Source organism: Streptomyces sp. P5F9, from assembly GCF_057961495.1.
On the sequence record NZ_JBXVPZ010000776.1, the window covers coordinates 1 to 2589 of the forward strand.

The window sequence follows — 2589 nt, forward strand, 5'->3', positions numbered from 1 at the left end:
AACTGGCCCTCCCCTACGGACCCCCGGGCACGACGGACTGGTCACGCGCGGCGGAACGGACCGGCACCCCGGACACCTCCATGCGCCTGCGCGCGCTCCACGTCGGCGGTGCCCTCCACGGCCCCGTGGCCCACGGCCTGGCCTGCGGAGCCCTCCTCTGCGTGAACAACGGCTCCCTCTGGAACGCGTTGGCCTGGCACGGCAGCGGCTACGACGGCGAACGCCGGCGACTGCGCGAGTGGTGGGGCATCACCACCCGCGCCGAGTGGCAGCACCACCTGCGCAACCTGCTCGCCTGCGAAGCGTCCAGCTCCGTATGGGAGTTCGCGCTGAGCCTGCGCCGCACGATCGCCCGCGACTTCGGCGGCCACGTGGACACCGGGTACTGGCGCCAGGCCGTGGCCACCGTCATCCGGGCCAACTCGGAGGGCTCCACGGTGATCACGGAGGACGGCGTCACAAAAACAGACCCCCGCCCGGCGTCGGAGACCGAGGCCCGCATCGAGGGCGTACAACGCCTGATCGGCCGCATCACCCGCTACGAGGCCCGCATGCGGGCCGACGGCATCCTCGCCGAGAACCGCTACGTCACCTCGGTGGAGGCCTGGGACCTGGGCCGAGCCTCGAAAATGGCCCGCTGGGGCCTGGGCGCCCGCTTCGCCACCCTCCCGGAAACAGAGTCCGCCGTCATCCGCACCGGCCGAGCCGCCGCCCTCGCCTACCGCTCCTGGCCCGACTTCTCCGCCGGCTACATCCTCGGCCGCTGCCTGCACTTCGACGAGGAGGAGTTCGGGGACTGGTACCAGGACATGGTCTCGGCGCACCGGATTCTGATGTCGGAGGCGGGGAGTCCTTGGCTGAACATCCCGTTCCGGTAGGAGGTAGGAGGTAGGAGGTAGGAGGAGTGGGGCTGAGCGATCTCTAGCCGGTCGGCGGGCGCGCCCGCTGCCTTTTCCGCAGCACCAGGTAGTGGGCCCCGGTCGAGCCCAGCAGCGCCAGCCCCATGAAGACCCCGCTGAAGAGCCAACCGACCGGAGTGCCCTTGGCTCTTTCCACACTCCAGAAGACCACCGACAGCACGCCCCAGCTCGTACACAGGTATGCAAGGACCCGTCCGAGCCCGCCGGTGCGCGGACGGTGCGCGGGCAGAGGGGCGACGGGCAGAGGGGCGACCGAGCCGTAGCCGATGCGCTCGTAGTGCAATTGAGTCAGGCGCTCCAGCCGCAGGAACAGTGCGAAGAACAGCGTCATCCCAGCGCCCGACAAGACCGCCTGCAAGAAACGCGTCCAGTCGGTGAATGCCCCGAAGGTCATGCCGCCCAGCGCCGCGAGCGGCACAGCCACGACAGCCGCGGAGCGCAGCGGGCGGCTGGTGACGCGAACCGCGACGGGCATCGGAGGCCCGTACCTCTTGCCCATGCCGAGAGCCCGGTCGACTTTCAGGATCGCCGTCAGCAGCAATATCTCCGCCCTCCGCAGCACCTGGAGCATCCGCTTCATAGGTCCCTCGCACGTCGACGATGCCACATACACACGATGGACCATCGACAGGGCGGCAAGGTTGCCGTCGCCACGCGACTCATCCGGCTCGGCGGCCGGCCCCAACTCCCCGAGATCGTCACGAACGTCAACCTGCACACGGAATCCCTCGCCGTACGCCTCGAAGTCGTCCTGCGCCACGACCGCTCCCCGTGCGCGCCCCGAGGACACGCATGCCGAGAACGGTCGGGGGCTGCTGGTTCGAGCTCGGCGGAGCCTCCGGCCGCTAGCGTGCCCCCATGTTCCTCGAACCGCTCACGCCGACCGAGGCCGGCGCGCTCCCCGGCGAGTTGCTCACCGAGCTGACCGCCCTCTACGCCTCGAACCACGCGTTCCACGCCCTGAGCGGTGACTTCCCGGACCCGGAGGACATCCGGCCCGAGCAGGTGGCGACCGCGCTGGCAGACGAGTTGGCCGACCCGAACACGGAAGTGCTGCTCGCACGTGGCGCCGGGCGGCTCGTCGGGATCGCGATCACCCTCGGGACGCATCCCGACCCGGATGACGAAGACCCCTGGATCGGGCTGTTGATGATCGACGCCACGCAGCAACAGCAGGGGCACGGGCGGAAGTTGGCGTCCCTCGTCGAGGACCGTTTCCGTGCGGCCGGCCGAACCGCCGTACGCCTGGCCGTCCTTGACAACAATCCCGACGGCCTCGCCTTCTGGACCGCCCTCGGCTACGACGTCATCGGCCATCGCAAGGACCACCAACTCGGCCGCCCCTGCGCCGTGTTGCGCAAGCAGCTGCGCAGATCCCGCCACGCGGGCCGCGTCGCCGTGCTCGACCCCGACGGCTCCGTCTTCCTCTTCCGCTACGACGACGTCGAGAGCGGCAGTTACTGGGCCCTGCCCGGCGGCGGCCTCGAAGGAGACGAGACCCCGCGCGAGGGCGCCCTGCGGGAGTTGCGGGAGGAGACCGGCTGGGCCGATCTGGAGCCCGGGCCCCTGCTGTGCACCAGGGAGGCCGACTTCACCTCCGCCGGAACCTCCATCCACCAGCATGAACACATCTACGTCGCCCACGGCCCCCACCGCGAACCCACCGGCC

General features: G+C 70.2%; 3 protein-coding genes. 2 read left to right on the forward strand and 1 reads right to left on the reverse strand.

Annotated features, from left to right (window positions below; genetic code table 11):
* The coding region (locus AC31A1_RS49870) for a DUF1266 domain-containing protein (protein WP_489659672.1) at positions 1–878 on the forward strand (878 nt) is incomplete at its 5' end.
* Between the two features lie 43 nt (positions 879–921).
* On the opposite strand, the gene AC31A1_RS49875 is transcribed toward AC31A1_RS49870, so the two are convergent.
* Positions 922–1680, reverse strand: coding sequence for a hypothetical protein (locus AC31A1_RS49875; protein WP_489659673.1), 759 nt, complete (start codon positions 1678–1680; stop codon positions 922–924).
* Positions 1681–1778: 98 nt separating this feature from the next.
* Here AC31A1_RS49875 and AC31A1_RS49880 point away from each other — a divergent pair.
* The coding region (locus AC31A1_RS49880) for a GNAT family N-acetyltransferase (protein WP_489659674.1) at positions 1779–2589 on the forward strand (811 nt) is incomplete at its 3' end.